This is a genomic window from Proteus sp. FZP2095, from assembly GCF_023701425.1.
In the GTDB taxonomy this organism is placed as follows: Bacteria; Pseudomonadota; Gammaproteobacteria; order Enterobacterales; family Enterobacteriaceae; genus Proteus; species Proteus cibarius.
The window spans coordinates 2,104,719-2,126,243 of record NZ_JAMQBJ010000001.1 but is presented as its reverse complement, the minus strand read 5'-3'; the positions used below and the strand labels follow the sequence as shown (position 1 = coordinate 2,126,243).

Genomic DNA, 21,525 nt, shown 5'->3' with positions numbered 1-21,525 from the left:
TATGGGACTTTTAGCCGTAAAAACGAATCAGCTTGTCGCAGGTGAAATCGCACAACAGGGAGGTGTAGAGCGCTATCTCAAAACTCAACAGAATAAAGGATTACTCCGATTTCTAACCTGTGGCAATGTCGATGATGGAAAAAGCACATTAATAGGGCGTTTACTTCATGACACAAGGCAGATCTATGAAGATCAGCTTTCCACATTACAAAATGAAAGTAAAAAGATCGGTACTCAAGGTGAAAAACTCGACCTTGCTTTGCTGGTGGATGGATTGGCGGCAGAAAGAGAACAAGGGATCACTATTGATGTAGCGTACCGCTATTTTTCAACTTCAAAGCGTAAATTTATTATTGCTGATACACCAGGGCATGCTCAATATACCCGCAATATGGCGACAGGTGCATCAACAAGTTCACTTTCTATTTTGTTGATCGATGCTCGAAAAGGCGTACAAGAACAAACACGGCGACACAGTTTTATCAGTACACTCCTTGGGATCCGTCACTTAATCGTTGCAATCAATAAAATGGATCTAGTGGATTATCAGCAAGCAATTTTTAACTCGATCCAACAAGATTATCTTCATTTTGCTGATCAGCTCCCAACGGATCTAACCATTGAGTTTGTTCCTATTTCTGCCCTTGATGGTGATAATGTGGTTTCTCCCTCATTGAATATGCCTTGGTATCAAGGAAAAACGTTGCTTTCATTATTGGAAGATGCGCCGGTTAAATTAGGTTCAGACGCGCAACCTCTGCGTTTCCCTGTGCAATATGTGAATCGTCCAGATTTAGATTTTAGAGGATACAGCGGTACGGTATCTTCGGGCGTGCTTTATCAAGGGCAACAAATCAAAGTACTACCTTCAGGAAAACAGACAACGATTAAACGTATTGTCACTTTTGACGGTGATTTAACACAAGCCAAAGTAGGGCAAGCCATTACACTGGTTTTGGCGGATGAAATTGATATTAGTCGTGGGGATATTATCGTTGATGATAACGATACAACCACCAATATTAGTACTCATGCATTAATCGACGTGGTGTGGATGTCAGAGCAACCTTTAGTACAAGGGCATACTCTAGACATTAAGATTGCAGGCAAAAAAAGCCGCGCCAAAATAGAGAATATTCATTATCAAGTGGATGTGAATAAGCTTACTCAACAAGTAACAGATAACTTAAGTTTAAATGCAATAGGTAGTGTTGAAGTCTCATTTGAAGAGCCATTAGTGTTGGATAACTATCAAATCAATAGCGATATGGGCGGGCTTATTTTTATTGATCGACTAAGCAATGTCACTGTTGGTGCTGGACTTATTCGAGAAACAAGAGATAACGCGATACAAACTACGACACAATATGATGCTTTTGAAGTCGAGTTAAACCAGCTTATCCGTCGCCATTTTCCCCATTGGGGAGCAAGAGATCTTCTTGGAGGAAAATAGTGGTGATAAGCAACGATATTGTTTGGCATCCTCATAAAATTGGATTAAATGAACGCGAATCACAACAAACACACAAAGGATGTGTGCTTTGGTTTACAGGTTTATCTGGTTCTGGTAAATCCACGCTTGCTGATGCGCTAGAGCAAGCGCTTTATCATTACTCACAAAAGTATTCACTCATCCATACCTATCTATTAGATGGAGATAACTTACGTTATGGATTATGTCGTGATCTTGGATTTAGTGCAGAAGATAGGCACGAAAATATCCGCCGTGTGGGTGAAGTGGCTAAATTGATGGTAGATGCGGGACTGATCGTCTTAACGGCTTTTATCTCGCCTTACCAAAAAGACAGACAACAAGTTAGAGAGCGTTTTGAGCAAGGAAGATTTATTGAGATCTTCGTTGATACGCCACTTTCTATTTGTGAAGCTCGTGATCCGAAAGGACTTTATCAAAAAGCAAGACGAGGTGAGATAAAGGAATTTTCAGGTATCGATTCGCCTTATGAACGGCCCATTGATCCCGAATTACATTTAGACGGCACACTTCCTATAAATACCCTTATCCAACAAATCATCACATACTTACGGCAAAAAAAAATTTACTGTTAATTTTATGATGGTATTAAATTATCTCTACACACCCCACACACAAAAAGGGTGGATGTGTAGAGATAATGTATGTATTTAAAGTAAAATATGCATATTACGCCATACTATTTCAAATGCGACTTACGCATTAATTAAGAGCCCATTTATTTATAAATAACCCCCATAGCACTTCATCTGAATAAGAAAAAATTAAACCTTAATCTGAATTTTATAGAAGTTATCCACGTTTCTAGTGAGGATAATGGGAATAATAATGTAATATATTCCAGCACTTTTGTGGCGTCTGTGGTTGAGTTGTGGGATGATTAGCCCATTAATCTTGGGGGTGGTAATGGGGAAATTAACAGTCTTACTTCTGATTTTACTTGGCTGGCTACAATATTCATTGTGGTTAGGTAAAAATGGTATCCATGATTACAACAAAGTAACTCAAGAAGTTGAATCTGCATTGGCGCAAAATACGCAGTTAAAAGAGCGTAATGATCGTCTATTTGCAGAGATTGATGACCTCAATGGCGGGCAAGAAGCGTTAGAAGAGCGTGCTCGTAGTGAATTAGGAATGATAAAGCCTAATGAGACATTTTTCCGTATTGTGAGCGATAAATCTCAACCACGTCGTTAATTTATTGAATTAATAGTGTGTCCTGATACAAATATCATAATGAATATAACAAACTCTACTCTTCCTATTGTTGCCGTTATTCCGGCAGCCGGCATCGGAAGTCGAATGCAATCAGTCTGCCCAAAACAATATTTGAAGATTGGTGGATTGACTATTCTTGAACATACCATTAATGCCTTATTGAAACACCCACGTATAACGCAAATTATCGTGGCAATCAGCCCTAATGACAGCTACTTTCACACTTTATCTTTAGCACAAGATAAAAGAATAATTACGGTTGATGGTGGTGGTGAACGCGCTGACTCCGTATTGTCAGGTTTAGAATATGTCACTCAACATTTTCCTGAAAACACATGGGCATTAGTTCACGATGCAGCAAGACCTTGCCTACATTTTGGCGATCTTGACCATCTAATTAAACTCATTGATGAAAACGTGATGGAACCCCACTTTTGTGGTGGCATTCTTGCGACACCGGTTCGCGATACAATGAAACGTAGTTATCACCAAGATAACCATATTGAACAAACAGTAGAAAGAACAACGCTATGGCATGCTTTAACGCCACAATTCTTTCCTGCATTGTTATTAAAACAAAATATAGAAAATGCACTCTCTCAAAAAGCAACGATCACTGATGAAGCCTCAGCGATGGAGTTTGCTGGATATGAACCTTTATTGGTTAAAGGTCGTGCAGATAATATCAAAGTTACTCAGCCAGAAGATTTAGCGCTTGCAGAGTTTTTCCTCTCACGCCAAATCACCAGTATAAGGAACACATAATAAATGAGAATTGGACACGGTTACGACGTACATAAATTTGGCGGTGAAGGCCCTATTATTATTGGCGGTGTCAGAGTTCCTTATGAACAAGGGCTATTAGCTCACTCTGATGGTGATGTAGTTTTACATGCGGTTACCGATGCTATTTTAGGTGCAATGGCAATGGGTGATATTGGCACATTGTTTCCTGATACCGACCCTGCATACAAAGGTGCAGATAGTCGCGTACTCCTTCGTGAAGCCTTCTCACGCGTAAGAGCAAAAGGTTACCGAATTGGTAATTTAGATGTCACAATCATTGCTCAGGCACCAAAAATGCTACCTCATACACCACAAATGCGCGTCAATATCGCAGAAGATCTTCATTGTCACGTTGATGACATCAATGTGAAAGCGACCACAACAGAAAAGCTTGGATTTGTCGGTAGAAAAGAAGGCATTGCCTGTGAAGCCGTTGTTTTACTAATGAAAGAGTTATTACCTGAATGAGTGATTTACCCGAACTCCATTGGTTACATGGAAAACCACAAGCAACAGGTTTATTAAAGTCAATTCCTGAAGATTTTATTGTCTGTGAAGATCTTGGCTTCACCCTGGATGGTGAAGGCGAGCATGTCATGGTGAAAATCAGAAAAACAGGTTGTAATACAGCTTTTGTTGCTGAAAAATTAGCAAAATTTGTTGGGATCCATCCTCGTGATGCCAGTTACGCCGGTCTAAAAGACAGAAATGCAGTGACTGAACAATGGTTTTGTCTGCGTATGCCGGGTAAAGAGATGCCTGATTTCAGCCAGCTCGCTTTAGAAGGTTGTGAAATTCTAGAAACGACTCGCCAGCAACGTAAATTACGTATAGGAACACTAAAAGGTAATCACTTTACATTAGTGCTACGAGATATTTCTGATCGCAATTTTGTTGATGCTCGTTTGGCGCAAATAAAAGCAAAAGGTATCCCTAACTATTTTGGTGCTCAACGATTTGGTCGTAATGGTGATAATTTACGACAAGCCATGCGTTGGGCAACAGACGAAATCCGCGTAAAAGAACGAGGAAAGCGTAGCTTTTATCTCTCCGCGGCCCGTAGTGCGATGTTTAATCATATTGTCAGCAAAAGATTAGAATGTGATTTATATTCAAAAGTGGTACTCGGTGATGCAATGCAACTTCATGGGCGAGGTAGCTGGTTTGTTGTTGATGAAGCTGAACTGGCTCAAACACAAACTCGTTATGAAGAGCATGATGTTCATATTACTGCACCTTTACCAGGTAAAGGTGATTTAGGTACACAATCACAAGCATTAGATTTTGAAACGAAAAATCTGGCAGAATATGAAGCCTTCTGGTCGTTGGCTCGACAAGAACGCGTTGATAATACAAGACGTGCTATCAATGTATTACCAGAAAATATGTCATGGAATTGGGTAGACGACACCACTGTTTCTCTGTCATTCTTTTTACCTGCAGGAAGCTTTGCAACTAGCGTTGTACGTGAATTAATTTTATTAGGGAATGATGATGCTGAAAATATTGGTGAGTAATGACGATGGTGTGATGGCGAAGGGGATACAGACCCTCGCTAAAGCATTGCGCCAGCGTTATGATGTACAAATTGTTGCACCCGATCGCAATCGTAGTGCTGCATCTAACTCTTTAACAATCGACAGACCTCTACGCAAACAAGAGCTTGAGAACGGGGATATTGCGATTGTTGAGGGTACACCAACAGATTGTGTTTATCTTGGTGTAAATCATTTAGTGCGTCCTCGTCCTGATATTGTGGTTTCTGGTATTAATCATGGCCCTAATTTGGGTGATGATGTTATTTATTCAGGTACGGTTGCTGCAGCAACAGAAGGGCGTTTTTTAGGTTTACCAGCCATTGCTGTTTCACTTGATGGTGAAACGCACTTTGAGACAGCTGCTCAAGTAACTTGTGAAGTCTTGGCAATGTTACAACAAGTACCTTTAAGAGCCGGAAATATTCTCAATATTAACGTACCTGATATTCCTATTGATGAAGTAAAAGGTTTCCGTATTACACGCTGTGGTAGTCGTCATGCATCACAACATGTTTATACGCATACCGATCCTAGAGGAAATAGTCTTTATTGGATTGGGCCTCCAGGTGAAAAAAATGATGTAGGTCCTGATACAGATTTTGCTGCTGTTGATGAAGGTTATGTTTCGATAACTCCATTGCATGTTGATTTAACAGCGTATAAAGCACTTGATTTACTACAAAATTGGTTAAATAAAGCAGAGGTCAAAAAAACATGTTAAGTCGGTCAATGAAAGACTTACTGACAATGTTAAAACAGCATGGCATCAAGGATGAGAGCCTGTTGGAAGCAATGAGTAAAGTACCTAGAGAGCTTTTTATTGATGAAGCGCTTTCTCATAAGGCTTACGAAAATACAGCTTTGCCTATTGGCAATGGGCAAACTATTTCACAGCCTTATATTGTTGCCAAAATGACAACACTACTAGAATTACAAAGTACCGATTCTGTATTAGAAATTGGTACAGGCTCGGGATATCAAACTGCAGTATTAGCAAATTTAGTCCATCATGTTAGTTCTGTTGAGCGTATAAAGATATTGCAATGGCAAGCTAAACGACGTTTTAAACATCTTGATTTACATAACATCTCGACACGCCACGGTGATGGATGGGAGGGGTGGTCATCAAAAGCGCCGTTTAATGCCATAATAGTGACAGCATGTGCAACAGAAGTACCACAACAGTTATTGATGCAGTTAGCCGATGGTGGCAGGATGATAATACCTGTCGGTGAACAACAACAAATACTGAAGTTTATCCGACGTTTAGGTAATGATTTTCACTACCAATCTATAGAAACAGTTAGATTTGTACCTTTAATTGCAGGCGAGTTAGCATAACTTCCAGATAAATCTGACCGTTTTTTATTACTGCTTTTTAATAGCTTGTCGTAATCTGCACTAATAAATGAAACATTTTCAAAAAATTGCAGTCTTTTTGTTTAACTCGACAAATTGCTAGATGCTAATGCCTTTTTAAAGGGAGAAGGAAGTATGAATTCAGAAAGCCCAATTAAGCATGTCCGCTGGGCAATCATGTGTTCGGTAATTGGATTTGCATTAACAGGCTGTGCAGATACACCTTATCGTCCTGCACCCATTACCTCTGTAAATGATAGCTCTTCAAATAATACGGTATCAACCGCACCTGTAGTGACTAACAGTAATGCGACGCCTATTGAAAGAACTACCCCCTTACAATCGTCACCTCCTCCTTCAATTAAGGTGAACTCCGCTTCGTCTAATGGAGGCATGGTTCAGTCTCAAAACCAATCTCGTCCTCAAACATCTGTTGCAGCGCAAAATGTAAGTACTGATGGCTCTGGACGGATTGTGTACAACCGCAATTATGACAGTATTCCTAAAGGAAATTACAGCGGTAATACCTATACAGTAAAACGTGGTGATACCATGTTCTATATCGCGTGGATAACAGATAGCGATGTAAAAGAGCTGGCATCAATGAATAATATTCCAGAGCCTTATAGTTTGAATGTGGGGCAGGTGCTGAATATTGGTAACCGTCAAGTTAATACGGGAACCAATACAAATGTGAACACATCTGTTATCAATCAACCAAGTAGTGCAGGTGTTCAAACGGCTCAAACGAAACCGACAAATAACACATCAATGGGGCCATTGATCACTAAACCGGCAACAACACCGCCGAAAACAACGACTCCGCCACCAACAACCAACACGAATACCACAACGACAGCGAAATCAGCACCAACAACGGTTTCTGGTAAGTGGATTTGGCCTGCGCAAGGTAATATCATCGAAAGCTATTCGAGTGCGCCAGGTGGTAATAAAGGTATCGATATCGGTGGTACAAAAGGTTCACCAATTGTTGCAACCGCAGCGGGTAAAGTGGTTTATGCCGGTAGCGCATTACGTGGTTATGGTAACCTCGTTATCATTAAGCATAATGACGAATACCTCAGCGCATACGCACATAACGACACCATTTTAGTGCGCGAACAACAAAATGTGAATGCAGGCCAGCAAATTGCCACAATGGGTAGCTCTGGAACTAGTTCTGTCCGACTACACTTTGAGATCCGTTATAAAGAAAAATCACTCAACCCAATGAGCTATTTGCCTAAGAAATAGGTAAGTGATTTTTTACACGTATAGTGAATAATCCTAAAGTTAAGCCCTTTCCTTTACAAAAAGAAGAGGGCTTTTTCTTATCTGTAATTAATTAAAATATTGAAACAAAATAAATTTTACCTAAGTATAAGTGCTTATTTAAAGGTTATTAAAAATGAGAGGTCAATATAAAATTATAGATAACGTTAAATTAGACGGTTGATTCTCAACCAATGAATGCGTATGCTAAAAATTGTTATATAAAAAATGAATAAAGATTCGTTGTTATGAAAAGATGAACTATAAAACAACCTATTGTTTAGGTAGGTATTTTCTTTATTAGATTATCTTTTTAATAATAGTACGTAATATAAATTATTGGATATTATTTTAGTATTATGGATTTTTATTTGTTTTTTTAGATGTAAATAGTCACAAATAGTACATCAAATAGAGTAATTTTACGCATAGATAGATATACGTAAAATATAATAAAAAAACTGTTAATAACCTGCACTCAATAGTTAAGTTATATATTGAATAAAGAAAGAATAAAATTAACAGTAAAATAGATTATGTTATCTTTTATTTTGTAATTCGTTACAAGGGAAAATCAGTAAACCCGTTGTGTCGTGACACAGCGATAAACTGGTAAATAGACTTTAATTAGGAGTCGTTTACCTAAATTATCAAGGGTAGGAGCAGCTGATGAGCCAAAGTACGCTAAGAGTAGACGAGTTATATACAGATGAAATTGAAGAGAACATGGAAGAGTTCGATGAAGTTGCTGCAAAAGAGGCAGAAAATGAGTCTGATGCTCAAGATGAAATTGAACTTATTGAAGGAGTCAACCAGCGTGCGCTCGATGCAACTCAGCTTTATTTAGGAGAAATTGGTTATTCTCCGTTGCTGACCGCTGAAGAGGAAGTTTTTTTTGCCCGTAGAGCGTTGCGAGGCGATATTCCTTCAAGACAACGAATGATAGAAAGTAACCTACGTTTAGTTGTTAAGATCTCTCGTCGTTATACAAACCGAGGTCTTGCCCTGCTTGATTTGATTGAAGAAGGGAACTTAGGACTTATTCGTGCTGTTGAAAAATTTGATCCTGAAAAAGGTTTCCGTTTTTCAACTTATGCGACATGGTGGATACGTCAAACTATTGAACGTGCCATTATGAACCAGACTCGTACTATCCGCCTTCCTATTCATATCGTTAAAGAGCTGAATGTTTATTTAAGAACAGCAAGAGAATTAGCACATAAACTCGATCATGAGCCTAGTGTTGAAGAAATTGCACAAACACTTGATAAACCAGTTGAAGATGTGAGTAAGATGCTACGTTTAAACGAACGTATTACTTCTGTTGATACCCCAATTGGTGGTGATTCAGATAAAGCATTACTCGATATTATCTCTGACGAAAATGAAGAAGGGCCGGAAGTAACAATTCAAAATAATAACCTCAAGGAAAATATCATAAAGTGGTTATTTGAATTGAATCCTAAGCAACGTGAAGTATTAGCACGTCGTTTTGGGTTATTAGGCTATGAAGCAGAAACTTTAGAAGATGTTGGTAGAGAAATTGGTCTAACAAGAGAAAGAGTTCGTCAAATTCAAGTTGAAGGACTGCGTCGCTTAAAAGACATTCTACAAAGTCAGGGATTATGTATTGAAGCACTTTTCAAAGCATAGTTAGCCATCCTTGTTCTATTTATAGCTTTAATTGACAAATTGTTATTACCAAAGCCGATTAGTGGATTTACTAATCGGCTTTTCTTTATCTTGTATTATGCGACTTAAAACGATAAAACAAGAATGCAGTCTTGCACCTTATTAGCCTGATGAAAGTAATAAAGGAAGATATGAAAGATTATTTTTTAAACGTTAAATTAGAACGTTGCGATTTTAACCAAAGTAAAATCTCCCCGAATGGAATGGTGAGATTAATAGCATCAGGTAAAAACTTCTATCTTAATGAAGAGGATTTTTCTAATTCTCAAGATTTTCTTAAACGATTAAAACAAGGTGATGAACTTAAAATCTGTGCTGAATTATTGAAAGATGGCAGTTTTTGGGTGCAATGGATTTATCATGATACAAAAGGAAGGCTTGAGCCTGAAAGAAAATTCACGCTAACAGCAAAACAACAAAAATGGTTATTGCTTGCATTTATTCTGACGCTTGTTGGCGGTTATTGGAGCTATTTTTCGATCCTCTATCTTGAAGTGAATTTCTTTATCGTTGTTTCTATGGTTATTGCATGTGGTGCAGTGATGGCGGGGATCAGTTATATCGGAGAAAAAGCTTATCGCTATTTTCAGCGCACCAGACCCAAACATAGAAAGAGAATAAAGGCGTTAGATAAAGTTATCGCCAAGCAAGTGTTGATAGCGCCAGATGGCGAGCGCCTCATTATTACTGGAATAAAATCAGCACCATTACCTTCATTGACTGTGATTAAAAAATCGTTTCCTCAAATAAAGCAAAGTAAAGTACAACGAGTTCGAGGAATAATACAAATTCATAGTAGTAATAGAATTAAAATGCATCACCGCAACGGCGAGACGGTGATAATGCAAGTATCCTGCCTGATTGATAATCATCCTTTCGTATTAAGTTATAGAGAGCGCTTATTTTATTCTGATCATAATCTGTTTCTTGCTGATGGTGATGATGTTGAACTGTTCTTTTGGCAAGCTGAAGATAAGAACTCAGGGCCTGTTATTTTGGGGGTTTATAATCATACAGATAATGGTGCTTATACAATATCAGGACAAATGTATATTGGTCACCAGCGTACATATCGTTTATCACTGTTAATAGTCGCATTAATTAGTGTTTTTATTTTCTCAATGGTTGCAAGTTTCTCTATTTCTGATGTTTATGATAATGGCAATTATTGGGATAAATGGGATTGGTATTCTATTGGTGATAGTTTTTTAGGAATGGGAATTATCTATGGCTTAATTATGAGTGGCATTGCTTTTTTAACTGCCTTGTTTTCAAATCTTTATATTTTGTTATCAGAAAAAGGCAATAGCAGTTATCAAACCCATTTTTTACTTCAGCAGCAATGTATTGAAAGCAAACAACCCCTGTATATTACGGAGTTGCGCCAATGAATCCTTTTTTCCGTAAGCCTTTTATCATTATCACAAGTTTATTTATTTTAAGCTTACTGCTTTTTTATGGCGTACTTTTTCATGGATTCGCCTCTAAGTGGCAATGGAAAAATGAAAACTCTTCCGAATTATCTTCATACCCATATTCTCACTATGATTGGCGTAATACTTTTTATGCTTCTAGCGGAATGTTAATTAAAACTGAATCTGATAGTGGCCGATATGATGTAGATATTTATGGCAGACTTCATCGCCAAGATAACCAGAGAAAATATACACTGTACTTTTCTGATAAAGAAGGCATGCGCTTTGTATCGCAAGGTCAAGGTAGCTTTTATAACGCTTATTGTGTTGCCGATAAATGTGTTTTATTTACAGAGCAGGGACGACAAACTATAGATTTAACAGAGTTTACAGTAGCAGATTTAATTCCTTGGCAAGAGACTAACAATGGTTATTATCGTTTTCCTTTAGCGCTAATTGGTGGAAAATTACTCTTTTCACAAACAACATCGCAACTAGTACTAGTTGATAATAAGACAATATTAACAAGTTTAGATGAAGGCGAAAGCTGGGAATATTCAGTTAATACAGAAGATTTGGTGAAGCAATATTACGCTGAAGATTTTGGTGAGTTTACTCAATTTCATTACGCTCTATCAGGTGATTCCCTCATTATTTTTTATAACCACCATTACACAACAAATACGTTAGAAATCACGTTAAATTTAGTGAATAAAGAAGTGACAAAAACACGCTGGCTTCCTTTGCGTGTTAAAGAAGTTGCCCAAAATGCTAAAGGTGATATCTATTTTATTGCTCAACATGCTTATCGTGATCTCTATTCTGTTGTTCAACGTCAAGCTGATGGAAATTTAGTGATTTTCTATGAAAGTGGTTATAAATATATAAATCAGTTAATGGCAAGTAATGATAATTTGATTTTAAATAAAGGCCGTAATGATGATGAAATTACGTTAGTCTTTTCATTGAAAACAAAAGATTATACATTTTATGAGAAAACTACTGACGATATGATGTTTAATCCTGCTTTATCATCATTTGTTCGCTTATTTGACAACTATGGTGATAAAGACACTTTATTGTTATTGGGTGAGCGGCTGAAATATAGCCATGCTTCAATTAATTAATGTTGTATTTATCTTTGATTATCTTCATTTGAAAAATTAGAAAGTAAGCCATAAAAAAGGCTCTGAAAAATCAAACAGAGCCTTTTTGCTATCAATATTTAGTATTTGTTATGACTTATTTTGCCATCTCTTTTAAACGATAGAGTTGTTCTAATGCTTGTCGAGGTGTTAATGCATCAGGATCGATTTTATCTAACGCTAATTCAATGGCAGAAGGCTCAGCTTCTGTTAATAACATCAGTTGTGACGTTTCAACATGACCAGAGCCAGTATGACCTGATAGCATTTCAAGCTCTTTTAGCTTCTGCTTAGCGCGACGGATCACCTCTTTGGGCACGCCTGCTAATGATGCTACGGCTAAACCATAACTTTTACTTGCAGCGCCTTCTTGGACGCTGTGCATAAAGGCAATAGTATCGCCATGTTCAACTGCATCTAAATGAATGTTTGCAGTGCCTTCAAGTTTTTCAGGCAGTGTAGTTAATTCAAAATAGTGAGTTGCAAAGAGAGTCATCGCTTTAATGCGGTTTGCTAAATTTTCAGCACAAGCCCAAGCCAGAGATAACCCGTCATAAGTGGATGTACCCCGACCAATTTCATCCATTAAAACTAAGCTATTTTCAGTCGCATTGTGCAAAATATTAGCGGTTTCTGTCATTTCAACCATAAAAGTAGAACGTCCAGAAGCAAGATCATCAGAAGCACCGACACGCGTAAAGATGCGATCGACTGGGCCAATTAAGGCTTTTTCAGCAGGTACAAAGCTACCAATATAAGCAAGTAAAGTAATTAATGCGGCTTGGCGCATATAAGTACTTTTACCCCCCATATTAGGGCCTGTAATGATCAATAAGCGACGTTGAGGTGCTAATTGTAATGGATTTGAAATAAACGGTTCACTAAGGACTTGTTCAACAACTGGGTGACGTCCTCCAGTGATTTGAATGCCTGTTTTTTCACTCAACTCTGGGCGAGTATAATTTAATGACTCAGCGCGCTCTGCAAGGTTAGAAAGAACATCTGTTTCAGCTAAAGCCTCAGCACTAATCTGTAATGCTGTCAGGTGAGGTAATAGCTTTTCAAAAATCTCTTCATAAAGCATTTTTTCGATAGCTAATGCTTTACCTTTAGAAGTTAATACCTTGTCTTCATACTCTTTTAATTCAGGAATAATATAACGTTCAGCATTTTTCAATGTTTGACGACGAACATAGTGCATAGGCACTAAATTGCTTTGCCCGCGACTGACTTGGATGTAATAGCCATGTACACCATTAAAGCCAACTTTTAGAGTATCAATACCCCATTTTTCACGTTCACGGATTTCAAGTTTATCAAGGTAATCACTTGCGCCATCGGCTAATGCACGCCATTCATCTAATTCGGCATTATACCCAGAGGCAATAACACCACCGTCACGTACTAATACTGGCGGTGTTTCAACAATAGCATGTTCGAGTAATTCACATAATTCATCGAACTGACTAATACGCTTTTGTAATTCTTTGATGTAAGGCATATCAGCTTGTTCAAGCACTTGATGAATATCGTGATATTGCTGGAAAGCATGGCGCATACGAGAAAGATCGCGAGGACGTGCGGAGCGTAGAGCTAAACGCGCTAAGACTCGCTCTAGATCACCTATTTGTCGTAAAAAAGGTTGCAGTTCAAAATAGAGGGGCTGTAATGCACTAATTGCATCTTGACGTTTAACGAGTTGTTCACGTTGGCGTAATGGGGTGTGTATCCAACGTTTTAGCATGCGGCTTCCCATAGGGGTAACACAGAGATCAAGTACGGATGCGAGTGTGTTATCGGTACCACCTGCAAGATTCTGTGTTAATTCAAGATTACGACGAGTCGCCGCATCTAAAATAATTGAATCTTGAGGGCGTTCCATAGTGATATTACGAATATGGGGCAATGCTGTGCGTTGTGTATCTTTCACATATTGTAATAAGCATCCAGCAGCACAGAGTGCCAAATGTGCATTTTCAACACCGAAGCCTGTTAAATCACGAGTACCAAATTGCAGGTTCAGTTGTTGTTTTGCTGTTTCTGGTTCAAATTCCCAAATAGGACGACGGCGCAAGCCTTGCTGGCGCTCAATTAGTGCCATCGACTCAAAAGTTTCTGGATAGAGTAATTCAGCGGGATGAGTCCGTTGTAATTCGGCAATCATGCTTTCACTATCTGGCATTTCAGTAACACGAAAGCGCCCTGATGTGATATCTAATGTTGCATAACCAAATGCGCCATTTTTATCTTGCCAAATAGCCGCTAAAAGGTTGTCTTGGCGCTCTTCAAGTAAGGCTTCATCAGTAACAGTACCCGGCGTTACAATACGAATAACTTTGCGCTCAACAGGGCCTTTACTTGTTGCAGGATCACCAATTTGTTCACAAATAGCGACAGATTCCCCTAGTTGAACTAATTTAGCGAGATAGTTTTCAACAGCATGATGCGGAACACCTGCCATAGGAATAGGTTGGCCTGCGGACTGACCCCGTTTTGTTAATGAAATATCTAATAAGCGAGAGGCTTTTTTAGCATCATCAAAAAACAGTTCATAAAAGTCACCCATACGATAGAACAGTAAGATTTCAGGATGCTCTGCTTTAATCTTAAGATACTGCTGCATCATTGGTGTGTGGGATTCGAAATTTTGGCTGTCAGTCATGGGGTTATCTATATTAACTTATTGAATTAACTTGATTCTGTGTTTTTTTATTGTCTCATAAGATCTCATTATATCTTATAAAATATCACAGAATCCCATATATAAGTGTAGGTTAAAGTGTAGGTTGTTGATGGTGATATGGTATAATGGGCATAACAAAACTGACAACCTACACTTTTCACTAAAAATCTTTAATTATCTTATAGTCAGCGCTAAACAAGGTAACACTGATGAGCCAAAAGCAGCCAGCAAAACCCTTATCAACGAAAGCCATTGAGGCAATGAAACCTGCCAGTAAAGATAGGTCTGATACAGGTGAAAATACAGGTTTACGTGTATTTTGTGGCGCAACAGGCATTAAGACATTTTTCTACCGTTATAGTAGCCCAGTTACACATAAACTTGTACAGCTAAAGATCGGTAATTTCCCTCAAACTTCATTAAGTGAAGCGAGAGTTAAGTTATAAGAGTTGAAACAGTTACGTCAATTAGGCCGATGCCCCGCGACTGAGATGAAAGAAGAAAAGCAATACAAAAAACAGGAACAACTCCAGCCGCAAAAAACACAGTTAACAGTAAAAGAACTTGTTGAGCTTCATTTAGTTGATCGTATCGAAGATCGTATAGGCAAAGACGGTAGAATTATTTCTGGCTCAAGAAAGAAGAAAGGGCAAATAGAAGTTCGTCGTATGCTTGAAGCCGATGTTGTTCGTGTTTTAGGTGAGCTTATGGCTCATGAAGTAACCTGAAAAAATGTGATAGAGCTTGTGCGTGAAATTGATGGACGAGGCGCTAAGGTTCAAGCCGGTAATGTATTGCGTGAACTGTCGGCAGCCTATGAGTTTGCAATCGGTCTAGAGTATTTCGAAGATAATTTCGCTAATCCAGCTTTATTGGCAAAATCGAGCTTGTAGCAAGCTAAGTTTAAACTAACGAGTAATAAAGGCACTCGTTACCTTGATGATAATGAACTTCAGAAATTTTTAGCGTGGTTACCAAGTTCTGCTTATACCAATGTCGTGAAAAATGTTTTCCGTTTAACACTTTGGACAGGTTGCCGAACAGGAGAAGTGTGCGCAATGGCTTGGGATGATGTGGACCTAGAAAAAGGTACTATTCATTTGAAAGAAACTAAAACAGGCATTGAACGCTACGTGCAATTACCTGAGCAAGCAGTCACCTACTTGAAATCAATGCGCATGAACTCCGATAAATACCTTTTTCCATCTCAAGTAACCAAGTTACCCATTCAGCAAAAGTATCTAACAGAATGTGCATGGCGTTTACGTAAAGAAGGCAAGATGTTGGATATCCCCGATTGGTCACCTCATGATTTACGCCGTACCATGCGTACTGGTTTGGCTAAACTAGGTTGCCCTAATGAAGTGGCTGAGGCGATACTTGGTCATATACGTGGCGGCATTGAAGGAACGTATAATTTATACAAGTATGATAGTGAATGTAAGGTGTGGTTGCAGAAATGGGCGGATCATATGGGCAACTTAGTTTAACACATCAATCCGTGATTTTTTAGATATCTCATTGAATTTAATTTGATTTTTTGTAAAATTGCATGTTGTAATCATAGGTATGCTCATTTAATCTATTTAATAAAGTGGGATGTTGCCGTATAGCCAGAATAACCTCTATTTAAGGGTTTCGAGCCAACGGATTTATATCTGTTGCCCAGACATTAATATAATAATCAGAAAGAGAGGTTAGAAAAATTAGCTCAGATTTGACCTGATATATCTATTGTACAGAGCCAAACTTAATCTGACAGGCAGCTCTGTGCCAGGAGCAGACATTGCCAACGTTATGACCCGTTAGGATATCTTCGATTACATCAAAGAGCCCTATAGCCTAAACCTGCACCATAGCCATCTCTGTAGAATTCGTTCTAGGGGCTTTTAACAGACCTAGTTGTATGGATCGGAAAGAAATATTAAAGCTCAAGGCGTCAGTCCAGTGCTGTCCTGTTTGCTGACCACACAAAAGAGTGCTGCTTGTACCTGCTAACTAATGGTATGCGGAGTGAGGGGGGAGAACCAAAAGCACTTACTACGTGTGGTGCTCTCCTGGAAGAGGAGACGTCGAAGTGATAACGCTAACAACAGTCTTACTGGTGATGCAGATAATGCTAGCTGGTTTGCAGATTATCGTTGCCATCAAGCAACTGACCGGACGCCCGTAAGGGATGAAGGACCTTGATTAAAGGCAGGGGGGTTACCTCCCCTGCCTTTTTTCGTTACTGCGCAAGTTAGCTCTGTTATTATAATCCTTACTCACACTGTAAGGACATAGTTCAAATGACTGAATGGCTTAATGCACATTTTGGTACAGACGCAGCTACCTATTTTAGCTTATTAGTCGGCGTACTGGCACTGTTTGGTATTGGGGGCGGTGTTACATATAGAATCAGACAGCAAAACAACATCAAACAGAAGGCAAAGAAAACCGAGGGTGATGTGAACCAGGCTGGGCGGGATATTAATCAGACCACCAACGTTTACCACACATCCAATGAATCTGCTGAGGACCTTGTAAAAAAAAAGCAAGATGAACATGATCTGAAGATCATCGACCAGATTCTTGAATTGCTGCCTTATGAGGATACTACTCAATGGGTTGAGCAGAGCTACCTGAGCGGTATACGGCAAGATGTTTGCTTAAACATTGAAAAAGCTGAAAAATTTAGCGGTGAAAAGTATCGGTTATTCAATACTGAAGTGAATGGTGCGAAGGACGCTTTTTTGGACGCTATGACCGCATACGTAGATAGTACGCTACCGTTTATGAGTGTTGATTACCCGAACAGAAAGCCAGTGATGCTAAGCCTTCCCCATGACTGGAAGAGTAAGAGTGTTGAATCGGAGGCAAACTTCCGCTTTCATCAGCAAAATGTGCGTGAAACATCGGGGGTGATGATTGCGCGTTATGAGGATTTTGTCAGGACATTTAAGGCTCATGGATTCATAAGCGATAAACTGTAAAGGCGCAGTGAGTCAGCGAACACCGCAACGACAGAACCGCGTAAGCGGTAAAATCAGCTTGTTAACTGGCGAGTTTATAGCCGTCCCTCCGGGGGGGGGCTTTTTTATGACTATAATGGACAGAATCACCTGAACGTCCAGTTGAGTTTCCCTGACAGGGCGTCAAGGAATGTTCGTTTTGTGCCAGAAACGGACATAGAAAACACGATGTTATAAGATTAGGTGCATATCTCCGATCGCATTCATTGGACGTAATGATCGTACTAAGCCGATCTCAAAGGAAAGCATTAATCAGGTAATTGAGCTATTAGGATAAAAAGGAAGGCTGACGGGGGAATGGTTTTCGTCACACATTGAGTACCATTCTGCACGAAGAAGGATTCAACTCTGCATGGATCGAAACACAGCTTGCACATGTGGATCAGAACGCTATTACACGGGGCTTACAATCATGCACAGTATTTGGAAGGGAGACAACAGATGATGCAGTGGTATAGTGATTACATAGATAGCTTGTCTAGAAATAAACTTCCGCAATTTTTTCTTCAAAAAAAGCAGTATGAACAATAAATCTAGTTGATGCATACAAAGGTTTATTGTTGATAGCAAGAGGAGCGCCACAATCGTGAATGTACAGAAAACCAAATTTTCATCTAAAGAATTCCTAAGGCGCCGTCGCCCTGAAAAATTTTCTGATTCAACAATCAGAGAGACTGGTACTTTAGATAGAGTTGTACTGGAACACTTCCTCTCTACGCTAAATACAAGAAATCAAGAATTACAATTCGAGGATTTTGCAAAAAAAATATGTGAAAAAATAATTTGCCCTAATCTCCTTGAACAGACTGGTCCTGTAGCAGGGGGGGATGGTAAAACTGACACACAAACATACCCTGTTTCGGAACAGAATAAGCTTCTTTGGTTCGAAGGTGTTAATGATACATCAAATAAAGAACGTTGGGCCTTTGCGGTAAGTACACGTAAAGACTGGAAGAAAAAATGTCATGAAGATGTACTTAAGATAAAAGAAACAAAGCGTGGGTATACTAAAGTATTTTGCATAACGAATCAATCTGCAAAGTCCAATATTCGTTCAGAGGCCGAGGATACACTAAAAACAAAAACTGGAATAGATGTCCGTATATTAGATATTAATTGGCTATTAGATCAAATTTACAAAAACCATTTTGAGCAATTGGTTATTGATTCATTGTCAGTTCCAACACAATATAAAAGAGAAGTTATTTTTGGAGAAAATGATTATAAGAAGCATAAAAAATATGAAGAATTAACCGAGTATATTAGAGAGAAAATAAACCCTGCTGAAATTTCATATGAACAAGTAGATATATTTTTAGTAATTGCAGAGTTAAGCGCTGAACTTGAGAAACCACTAATTGAAACACAAGGTCTATTTGAAAGAGCTATAAAAATCTCAAAAAAATTCGGGACTAATCAACAATTGCTAGATGCGTATTATCAATACGCCTGGAAGTCCCATTTTTGGATGGAAGATTTTAATCTCTTCGAAGAAAATCTTCAATTAGCGTATGAAAGTATAGCATCATCAACTAATTCCTCAAAATGGGAAAAAGTTTTAAATTTAATAACCGTTCATAAAAGTTATATTAGACTTAACAACGCAACATATACAATCGACATTGAGAATATTGAACGTAACATGCTCGCCAAACTAGATGAGATAGCTGACGATGATTCACGTCCCAGTAATGCGCTCACAGCGAGAACTCACAAAGCCATTTATAAACTGATAACGTTTTCAGATGTAGAAGATGCTTCGGTTGTATTTGAAGAGTTATATGAAATTTTTAAAAATAGTGGGAATTTAATAGGCTATCCGTTTGAGAAAAACTTCCAACTTTTGAACGAACTAGATGACATTTTTTTCAATGTAGATGCATATGAAAATTTATTAGACTATATGACTGAGCAATCTGCTGTTAGAGGTGGTGAAGTTAAAGGGGCATTATTAAATCTGCGAAGAGGTATAAAGAGGCTTCAAAATGGTCACCCTTATCAGGCAATCAAGTATTTAGGAAAATCTTTTATTCCACTCTATAAAGAGGAATCACGAGATAAATTTATATTAGCATCAAAAGCTATTGCTTATGCTTACGAATCCATTGGATTGCTATGGAGTTCACGTTCATGCTTGCTTCTATCCGCTTCTTTGATTACAGATAACTTCTGGAAGTATGATGAGATATCTTTAAAGCAGGCTGAAATTTATTATAATTTATGTCTAACAGAAATAAAACTAGGGAAATTAGCACATGCTCTTTTATGGTATGAACTGTTTTTAATAATTAACGAGAATATCAGTGATAGCTCGTTCGGCGATAAAGAAAATCAGCAAGTCGATTTTTACATAAGTCAACTCATTTTGAACACTGATCTAAAGGGAATAAATCGACAGAGTAATATCCCCGATGAACTCGATAGATTAGGCCTTTTTGTATCATCGGGATGTCTTAAATATGCTTTAGGTTATATTGAAGATTTTGAACGTGAGTACGGAGTTACTGCCGATAAAGATCATAATGATTTCTTGCAAAAAATACGTGACTTTGATACAGGATTTAATAGTAAGGGCATAAAAGATAACCATGACAAACGAGGAGTACATACATCTTTTATTTTTGGATGCACTATAGAAATTAACTTTCCGAATCGGTCACCATTTATAGAGTTTTCAACTAATGTCTTATCACTTTTAGAGGGGGCTTTTGCAACCTGTACGATTGACAACATCTATCTTAAAGAAGCATTTCTAATTATTGAAGTAATAGCAGATGACGATGATGACTTATCCTTATCACATGAAATAAATAGCAATAGTGGAAAACTAAATCTTACAATAAATTGCGCTGGTTTTGATGTAAGTGATTTTAGAATCGAGGCGCAACAAGAAATCACTAATGAATTCAAAGGATTAGTATTCAATCTTCTCCCCGAGTTATTTTTTATAAAAAATACAGAATACATTGAAAAAATGATCTTCGAAGATGCTGCATTCGACAGAGCAATTAGTTTTGGTGCCTGTATCAAATCTATTGAAAATGTTCTTGGTAATGATATTGATCAACAAATTAAGAAAATTTATTCCGCCAGTTCTGAAAAGAAAACTTACCCTCTTTTAAGAGATAAATCCTGGGATAGTGAATTTTCGAAAGTGTTGGAGATCGAGGATATAAAAGCTCCAACACCCGGTAAAGGAAGAATGCCTGAAGAGGAACTTAATTTCGAAAATATAACACATAAAGATTATTCCATACAAAGTCTAATCAAACCTCGTCTATGGGATAGAACACGCTGGCAAGGAGTAGGTTTCGCTCAATTAAAATCGTGTTATCCAGGATTATATCTATTATTTAAACACCCCGATATAGGTGAGGATATTTTTAAAGATCTTATATCATCAGTAGGCTTGGTAGATAGTAAAGCCAGATTACGGGTTTGTATTGTCAAGGGCATCTCAGTTAAAAACCCAACTCATTATAGAGTACTAATATCTGAAAATATGATGACAACTCCATTAACTAAAAGAATGACAATGATCAGTAGAATTAATACGATGACTCCTGATAGCAATGTCAATCTAGAAAGATTTCTTACTGCGTATCAGGCCTGTGGAAAATTCTATCTTGGATGTGATGCGATGTTAAAAAATATTGTTCCTGAGCATCCACAAAGAGATAGTTTAGGGATAGAAATGAGTACGTTAGATGTTAGGTGGGCTTGGGAAATTGGGTTAAATGATGTTGATTGTATTGGGGTTAATTTAAAAGAAGATGACCCCTATATTCCTAATGATGTAACTGAGATCCCATTATTGCAATTGATAAACAGTAAATAAGATGTTTGCCAAGAATACCGCCTCTTAAGGGGGGGATTCTAAACAAATCTTTAGCCTCTTCACTAATACTATTAGT

General features: G+C 38.1%; 17 protein-coding genes and 2 pseudogenes. 18 read left to right on the top strand and 1 reads right to left on the bottom strand.

The window, feature by feature from the left end:
- The first annotated feature begins 1 nt into the window (after window position 1).
- The 12 genes from cysN to NBG71_RS10185 all read left to right on the top strand — a co-directional run bounded on the left by cysN (window position 2) and on the right by NBG71_RS10185 (window position 11,899).
- Entirely contained in the window at window positions 2-1,453 is a 1,452-nt protein-coding gene (cysN, locus tag NBG71_RS10240; RefSeq protein WP_156733981.1) for a sulfate adenylyltransferase subunit CysN, read from the top strand.
- Complete coding sequence (gene cysC / locus NBG71_RS10235) at window positions 1,453-2,067, top strand: adenylyl-sulfate kinase (RefSeq protein ID WP_083629118.1); 615 nt, start codon at window positions 1,453-1,455, stop codon at window positions 2,065-2,067. The genes cysN and cysC overlap by 1 nt, the downstream gene beginning before the upstream one ends.
- A gap of 331 nt (window positions 2,068-2,398) precedes the next feature.
- A complete protein-coding gene (gene ftsB, locus NBG71_RS10230; RefSeq protein WP_036913758.1) occupies window positions 2,399-2,689 on the top strand; it encodes a cell division protein FtsB in 291 nt (96 codons plus the stop codon).
- A 39-nt stretch (window positions 2,690-2,728) separates the two neighbouring features.
- On the top strand, window positions 2,729-3,475 hold the full coding sequence (gene ispD, locus NBG71_RS10225) for a 2-C-methyl-D-erythritol 4-phosphate cytidylyltransferase (RefSeq protein ID WP_075673793.1): 747 nt from the start codon (window positions 2,729-2,731) through the stop codon (window positions 3,473-3,475).
- Window positions 3,476-3,478: 3 nt separating this feature from the next.
- Window positions 3,479-3,964, top strand: a complete 486-nt coding sequence (ispF, locus tag NBG71_RS10220; protein ID WP_075673792.1) for a 2-C-methyl-D-erythritol 2,4-cyclodiphosphate synthase — start codon at window positions 3,479-3,481, stop codon at window positions 3,962-3,964.
- The gene (truD, locus tag NBG71_RS10215) at window positions 3,961-5,013 is read left to right on the top strand and encodes a tRNA pseudouridine(13) synthase TruD (RefSeq protein ID WP_075673791.1); all 1,053 of its coding nucleotides are present in this window, start codon (window positions 3,961-3,963) and stop codon (window positions 5,011-5,013) included. Before ispF ends, truD begins: the two co-directional genes overlap by 4 nt.
- Complete coding sequence (gene surE / locus NBG71_RS10210) at window positions 4,991-5,755, top strand: 5'/3'-nucleotidase SurE (RefSeq protein ID WP_075673790.1); 765 nt, start codon at window positions 4,991-4,993, stop codon at window positions 5,753-5,755. The genes truD and surE overlap by 23 nt, the downstream gene beginning before the upstream one ends.
- Window positions 5,749-6,375 (top strand): protein-L-isoaspartate(D-aspartate) O-methyltransferase, encoded by a 627-nt coding sequence (locus tag NBG71_RS10205; protein WP_075673789.1) that lies wholly within the window; start codon window positions 5,749-5,751, stop codon window positions 6,373-6,375. Before surE ends, NBG71_RS10205 begins: the two co-directional genes overlap by 7 nt.
- A gap of 153 nt (window positions 6,376-6,528) precedes the next feature.
- The gene (nlpD, locus tag NBG71_RS10200) at window positions 6,529-7,647 is read left to right on the top strand and encodes a murein hydrolase activator NlpD (protein ID WP_223672774.1); all 1,119 of its coding nucleotides are present in this window, start codon (window positions 6,529-6,531) and stop codon (window positions 7,645-7,647) included.
- 687 nt (window positions 7,648-8,334) lie between these two features.
- Window positions 8,335-9,318 carry an RNA polymerase sigma factor RpoS gene (rpoS, locus tag NBG71_RS10195; protein WP_075673787.1) on the top strand — a complete coding sequence of 328 codons (984 nt, stop codon included), beginning with the start codon at window positions 8,335-8,337 and terminating at the stop codon, window positions 9,316-9,318.
- 170 nt (window positions 9,319-9,488) lie between these two features.
- Window positions 9,489-10,748: a hypothetical protein gene (locus NBG71_RS10190; RefSeq protein WP_159242299.1), complete on the top strand. Its 1,260-nt coding sequence runs from the start codon at window positions 9,489-9,491 to the stop codon at window positions 10,746-10,748.
- Window positions 10,745-11,899, top strand: a complete 1,155-nt coding sequence (locus NBG71_RS10185) for a hypothetical protein (protein WP_099660062.1) — start codon at window positions 10,745-10,747, stop codon at window positions 11,897-11,899. Before NBG71_RS10190 ends, NBG71_RS10185 begins: the two co-directional genes overlap by 4 nt.
- A 115-nt stretch (window positions 11,900-12,014) precedes the next feature.
- Here NBG71_RS10185 and mutS read toward each other — a convergent pair whose 3' ends face one another.
- Window positions 12,015-14,579 carry a DNA mismatch repair protein MutS gene (mutS, locus tag NBG71_RS10180; RefSeq protein ID WP_196563949.1) on the bottom strand — a complete coding sequence of 855 codons (2,565 nt, stop codon included), beginning with the start codon at window positions 14,577-14,579 and terminating at the stop codon, window positions 12,015-12,017.
- A 230-nt stretch (window positions 14,580-14,809) separates the two neighbouring features.
- Between mutS and NBG71_RS18930 the strand changes: the two genes are divergently transcribed.
- The 6 genes and pseudogenes from NBG71_RS18930 (at window position 14,810) to NBG71_RS10160 (ending at window position 21,449) form a co-directional block, all read left to right on the top strand.
- Window positions 14,810-15,046 (top strand): Arm DNA-binding domain-containing protein, encoded by a 237-nt coding sequence (locus NBG71_RS18930; RefSeq protein WP_211838618.1) that lies wholly within the window; start codon window positions 14,810-14,812, stop codon window positions 15,044-15,046.
- A 3-nt stretch (window positions 15,047-15,049) separates the two neighbouring features.
- Window positions 15,050-15,328: a hypothetical protein gene (locus NBG71_RS18925; RefSeq protein ID WP_211838617.1), complete on the top strand. Its 279-nt coding sequence runs from the start codon at window positions 15,050-15,052 to the stop codon at window positions 15,326-15,328.
- 216 nt (window positions 15,329-15,544) lie between these two features.
- Window positions 15,545-16,090, top strand: a pseudogene (locus NBG71_RS18920) (site-specific integrase); the annotation flags it as partial.
- Between the two features lie 798 nt (window positions 16,091-16,888).
- Window positions 16,889-17,572: a hypothetical protein gene (locus NBG71_RS10170; RefSeq protein ID WP_156733976.1), complete on the top strand. Its 684-nt coding sequence runs from the start codon at window positions 16,889-16,891 to the stop codon at window positions 17,570-17,572.
- Between the two features lie 232 nt (window positions 17,573-17,804).
- Window positions 17,805-18,142: pseudogene (locus tag NBG71_RS10165) on the top strand (tyrosine-type recombinase/integrase); the annotation flags it as partial.
- A gap of 55 nt (window positions 18,143-18,197) precedes the next feature.
- Window positions 18,198-21,449 carry a hypothetical protein gene (locus NBG71_RS10160; protein ID WP_156733975.1) on the top strand — a complete coding sequence of 1,084 codons (3,252 nt, stop codon included), beginning with the start codon at window positions 18,198-18,200 and terminating at the stop codon, window positions 21,447-21,449.
- Window positions 21,450-21,525: the final 76 nt, after the last annotated feature.